The following is a 5081-nucleotide window of genomic DNA, read 5'->3' as shown; positions in this document are numbered from 1 at the left end:
GCCGGACATGTAGCCCATGAACAGCCCGAAGAGCAGGGGCGCGGCGACGTCGACGTCCCAGAAGCCGATCTTCCACTGGTCGTCCAGGCGGCGCGGGATGTAGGTGTCGGCGTGCATGCGGGCCTCCGGCTCGTCGGCTGCGCGTGCGTCAGATCACCGCACCCATGATCGCGCCCGCGATCACGAGGCCGACCGCGGCGAAGATGGCCAGCCCGACATAGAACAGCACCGGGCCGAAGTTGCGCAGCGCGGCCAGCGAGATCAGCGCGACCACGAAGCCGACGAAGCCGACCAGGGCCTTGATCCCCGGACCCAGGCTCGCGATCTGCGTCAGCGCCGAGGTGAGCGGGCCGGTGATGCCGGTGAAGGCGACCAGGTCAAGGGCGTAGCCGGGAAAGGCGACGCACAGGCCGAGCGCGATCAGCACGAAGAGCGAAACCGGCGAAAGCAGGCGCTTCGAGCGGCGGCTGCCGGCGAAGATGGCTGTGCCGGGGTCGTCGACGCCGTCGGTTGTTTGGGAGCCCGTGGCACGGGCGGGATGCACAGAGGCGAGAGCGGTGTTCATGGGAGTCCTCCGAGGGTTCAGGGCTGGGAGATGAAGGTGGATGGCAGTGGCTGTCGGGTCGGGTGCGGGTGATCAGCGGGTCGGTGGCAGGGTTCAGGCCAGTGCGGGTGGGGCCGGGTGTGCAGATGAGGGTCGGGCGACTGCAGGCGCACTACAGGTCGGAGGGAAAACGCCAGAAGGCGATCTCGACCCGCCGGTTGCGCGCACGGCCTTCCGGGGTGTCGTTCTCCGTGGCGTAGCAGCAGACGCCGCGTCCATCGACCTTCACCTCCGCGCCAGCCAGGTGCGGGTGGTGCGCCCACAGGTACTGCGCGACCGCAGCAGCGCGCTGACGGGCCAACAGGTCGTTGGCAGCCGCAGTTCCGACGTTGTCGGTGCGGCCCTGGGTGTCGATGCGCCGGATACCGTCGCCCGAGGCCGCGGCATCGATCGAGGCGCGGGCAGCGGCCGTGACCATTGCGCTCCCGAACGGAAAGCTCACGACGATCTCGGACACCAGCGGTTCGGCAGCGTCCTTGGACCGGATCGCGGTTCTCTGCGCTGGGGGCAGCGGTGCCTGGGGTTCGGCTATCACCAAGGTCTCACCGGGGCTCAGCGACTGTGCAATGACCGCATCCGAGCCCGGGGTGGAGTCAGCTCGCGCTTCAGCCGCTGCTGCACGCGGCGGATCGACGGCGAGCGTTTTCGGCGTGACGACGGGGCAGGCGGGCGGCGCGCATGTGGCGAACCGAGCCTGGCGGCCGTGGTCCAGCTGGGCGATCGACAGCCCAGCTGTGGCGCGCTGCGAAGTGGCGGACGGCTGAGCGGCCTCTGGCCGTGAAGGGAGGACGCCGGTTCGGGGTGCGCTGCACGACGACGCGGCGCCAACGGCCGTCACCGCGAGCACAGGCACGGCCAGAAGCCGAAGCGTACGTCGCGTCATGGCGCCACCCTCGCAGCCAGGAGGATGGGCGCCGGTTGCGCCGCGTGCACAGGCCGCTGCGGGCTCGCCGCGACGGGACGGTAAGCCTCGCCGCTGGCGGAAGGCAGCCGGCGGTAGACCTTCCAGGCGTAGCTGGCACGCGCTGCCGTGCAGGCGTCGCCCTTGAGCTGGCTGCAGGCGGCGTTGTAGGCGCCGACGGCGTTCCAGGAGGCACCGTGCCGAGCGAATGCGTCGGCCAGCAGCCACGCGCCGACGTGGATGTTCGTGCACGGGTCGTGGAGCTGCGCCTCGCTGATGCCATGCCGCGCGAGCGTCGGAAGGTGGGAGCTGTTGATCTGCATGAGCCCGATGTCGTAGGAGCCCGTGCGCTGCAGATGCGATCGGTTGACGGCGCGTGGGTCGAGGTTGGACTCGACACGCGCCACCGCGACCAGCAGGTGGGGCGACAGCCCGTAGCGCTGCGCCGCCTGCTCCCAGCAGGCCTGGGCCTGCAACGGCGCCCAGCCGGTGACGAGCACTGCCAGCAGCCAGGGTCCTGGCATCGGCCTGGTCAACGACCTTCGCGCGGGGAACAACAGCGGCACCTGCATGGATCGACCCGTGACGTCTTGGTGGACAAGGCGACGCCGTTCCTGTCGGCCAGGCGTGGCCGAGTGCGGGGCGTCGAGCGACGGGTGCGGACCGGCGCGGACCGGTCAGGGTCGGAAGCGGGTGTGGAGCGGGTGTTGAGCGGGTATCGAGAGCGGGTCTACGGGCAGGTGACCTGCGGCGCGTGAGGGACGAAGCCCCAGCACCACCGTGTCGTCACCTCTCGCCTCATCCGGGACGGGGCGGGCGCCCGCGCGCGGCTCGGTCGGCCATGTTCAGCCGGGCCTGGCGGAGCACCAGCGTGTCGGCGCCCTCGTGCTGGCGGCACAGGGCCACGCAGGCCGTGGTCAGCTGGTCGAGCTGGAACTTGGGGTTGGGGTGGCGGTTGGCCGGCGAGCGCTGCACGGCCAGCAGCAGCTCGTACTGCGGGCGCCACATCGACTCGCGGCGCCTGGGCGTCAGCGGCGGGCGCAGCACCAGCTGCGTGCCCAGGAAGTCGAAGATCCGCGCTGGCGCGTCATCGTGCAGGAAGACCAGCGACACGCAGGCGCTGATGAGGTCCGGAAAGCGGAAGGTCGGCGACACGTTGCCCTCGCTGCGCAGCACCGTGAACAGCCAGTCGTGCTCCTCGAGCCAGAGCCTGGTCTCGATGGTCTCCGGGTGTTCGCTGTCTTGCGCGCCGGAGCCGGAGTGGCCGGACTGGGTGGCGACGTCGCAGCGGGCAGCGGGCAATGCAGAGTACATGGCGCGGTCCTCGTTCGGTGGCTTCAGGATCTGAAGGCCGTGCTCTGTCGAGCGCGTGACCGAAAGGGTAGGAGCCGGCCGCTGCCGCGGCGCCGCGGAATGGCGCGTTTGCGAGGGGGGTTTCGACGCCGAGCCGGGCGCAGGGCTACTTTGCCTGCATCTCCATCGCCGCCTTGTACTCGGCCGCGAAGTCCACGCCCGTGTCCATGGTCGGGTCGATCTGCCGGAACGCCGTGTACATGATGGCCAGCAGGTGTAGGCCCGAGAACTTACCGGGCAGCGCCTTCAGGCTGTACTTCTCGTCCGGGTCGTTGATGTCCAGGCCACCCCGGCCGAGGATGGCGATTTCCAGCGCGATGGCTTGGCGCTTCTGCGCGCCTTGCATCTTGAAGGTGTCCAACGCCCCCGCGATGTACATCATCACGTCGGGCCGGAAGCCGCCGACCGAGTTGGACTTCACCTGCCGGTGGGCGAACGCCGTACGTGCCTTCTCGGCCTGCTCCACCATCGGCGAGTTCGGGTGCTCGTGGATGAATCGGCGGTAAAGCTGGTCGGCTTCCTCGTCGGCCTCCCGAGTGCCAAGTTGCTCGAGGGCCGTGGCCAGGCCAAAGATGGCCTGTGGATCGTCAGGCATCAGGTCGAGCGCGCGTCGCAGGTGCTGAACGGCCTCGTCGATGCGCTTGAACCCGATCAGGATCCCACCCAGGTTGCGACGCGTGTAGCCGTCGTTCGGATCCGCCTGCACCGCCTTCTCGAAGGCTTCGAGCGCCAGCTCGGGCTTGCGCATGCGGTGGTAGGCATTGCCGATGCCGACCCAGGCGTGAGCGTGGCCCGGGTCAAGCTGTACCGCGCGCTTCAAGCGGATGATGGCCTCGTCGTACTGGCCCAGTTCGCTGTAGGCGATGCCCAGGTTGTAGAGCACCGCGGCATCGGCGGGCGCCGACTTCGTCAGGCTTTCCAGGTAGGGGACGGACTCGGCGATGCGGCCGGAACGCAGCATCGGCATCACGAAGTCGAGCGCCGAGGCGGTCGCCGGGAACGCCATCACGGTGATCTCTTCGTCATCCACCGTCACCATGGCGGTCTGGCCCTGCGCCGCGTACTCGGCCGCGAAGTGCATCACCACGGCGGCTTTGAACGCCTCGGTGCCGACCTGTCGCGCCTCGGGCGGCAGCAGGTTGGTGTCGAAGCGGTTGATGGGAATCTTGAACTCGGCCATGCGGGTCAGGGCTTGTAGGGGATCCAGGTGTACCACCCGGTCATGCCGATCGCGGCGGCCCAGGCATCGACGAGCTCACGGTCGTGCGCCGCGTCGGCCGGCAGCTTGTCGAGGATGGAGAGCAGTTCAGCGCCCAGGTCCAGCGCACCGGCCGCCCGAAAGGGTATCGCATAGGTGGTCTTGCCCAGCAGCCGGTCAGCAAACAGGGCGTATGCCGCGACCGGACCCAGCAGGGGCACCGGGATGGCGAGCTTGCCGACGCGCTGGGATAGCAACTGCAGGTTCTCCTGCTGCAAGGCGTCCATGCCCTGACGCTGCAGCAGGCGAAGGTCGGGGTGCCGGTCAGCCAGCCACTGATCGATGCGCATGCCGATGGCGAACGAGCGCAGGTTCATCATCGCCCAGTGCGCTGCAGCCTCCGCAAATCGCGGTGCGGCCGACTGTTCGGCTTCGGTCATCTTCAGGCCGGCAGTCAGCAGTTCCTCCACCCGAGCCGGCGCGGACCCAGTTCCCGCGAAATCGAAGCGCTCGGAGGGTGGCAGTTCCAGCAGGCGCAACAGGTAGCCCGCCTGGTACGCCACCCAGTAGTCAAGCGGCTCGTTCACCGGGCGGTAGCGCAGCACATGGGCCGGCGCGCCGTTGCGAGCGAGCTGCAGCGTCGCGCGCAGCGTCAAGGTGGCGTCGGGCTTGAACTCGACGGGCCGGCCGCTGAGTGTCTCTATGCGCTGGAGGAGGCCCAGAGTCTCCGGGCGCAGATTCTTCATGGGCGGATTATCCGTGCCGCATCGGCGCAGTCTTGCACCGCACATGAGCCCGCGCAGAATGAAGAGCATCCATCGTTCCGCTCTGGAGGTCGCCATGGAGCGCACCCACGCCTGCAAGCTGAAGTTCGAGCAGGCCCATCCCGACGACTGGGATGCCTTCAACGGATGGCCGGCGATGCCAACGACGGTGACGCGCGCGGAGGCCGCCAGCGGGCTGCGAAAGGCGCGTCGACTCGGGCGCGTGCTGGTGGAAGGGTCGCACCGCTACCGGCTGATCGG

The 5081-nt window shown here is 69.0% G+C and carries 7 protein-coding genes and 1 pseudogene; 1 reads left to right on the top strand and 7 read right to left on the bottom strand.

All coding sequences use genetic code 11. From position 1 onward, the window contains the following. The 7 genes from AB7U92_RS21620 to AB7U92_RS21590 all read right to left on the bottom strand — a co-directional run. On the bottom strand, positions 1–117 hold a 117-nt coding region (locus AB7U92_RS21620), incomplete at its 3' end, for a type IV conjugative transfer system protein TraL (RefSeq protein ID WP_428581930.1). Positions 118–148: 31 nt separating this feature from the next. Further along, the gene (locus tag AB7U92_RS21615) at positions 149–565 is read right to left on the bottom strand and encodes a hypothetical protein (protein WP_428581927.1); all 417 of its coding nucleotides are present in this window, start codon (positions 563–565) and stop codon (positions 149–151) included. Positions 566–716: 151 nt separating this feature from the next. Next, entirely contained in the window at positions 717–1487 is a 771-nt protein-coding gene (locus AB7U92_RS21610; RefSeq protein ID WP_428581924.1) for an OmpA family protein, read from the bottom strand. After that, positions 1484–2029 carry a lytic transglycosylase domain-containing protein gene (locus AB7U92_RS21605; protein ID WP_428581921.1) on the bottom strand — a complete coding sequence of 182 codons (546 nt, stop codon included), beginning with the start codon at positions 2027–2029 and terminating at the stop codon, positions 1484–1486. The genes AB7U92_RS21610 and AB7U92_RS21605 overlap by 4 nt, the downstream gene beginning before the upstream one ends. A 274-nt stretch (positions 2030–2303) precedes the next feature. Beyond that, on the bottom strand, positions 2304–2819 hold the full coding sequence (locus tag AB7U92_RS21600; protein WP_428581918.1) for a hypothetical protein: 516 nt from the start codon (positions 2817–2819) through the stop codon (positions 2304–2306). 145 nt (positions 2820–2964) lie between these two features. After that, positions 2965–4038, bottom strand: coding sequence for a tetratricopeptide repeat protein (locus AB7U92_RS21595; protein ID WP_428581915.1), 1074 nt, complete (start codon positions 4036–4038; stop codon positions 2965–2967). 5 nt (positions 4039–4043) lie between these two features. Further along, entirely contained in the window at positions 4044–4802 is a 759-nt protein-coding gene (locus AB7U92_RS21590) for a hypothetical protein (RefSeq protein WP_428581912.1), read from the bottom strand. Positions 4803–4896: 94 nt separating this feature from the next. Between AB7U92_RS21590 and AB7U92_RS21585 the strand changes: the two are divergent. Continuing rightward, positions 4897–5081: pseudogene (locus tag AB7U92_RS21585) on the top strand (hypothetical protein); the annotation flags it as partial.

This window comes from Piscinibacter sp. (assembly GCF_050175855.1).
In the GTDB taxonomy this organism is placed as follows: Bacteria; Pseudomonadota; Gammaproteobacteria; order Burkholderiales; family Burkholderiaceae_C; genus Piscinibacter.
This window is presented reverse-complemented; position numbering and strand designations above follow the sequence as displayed.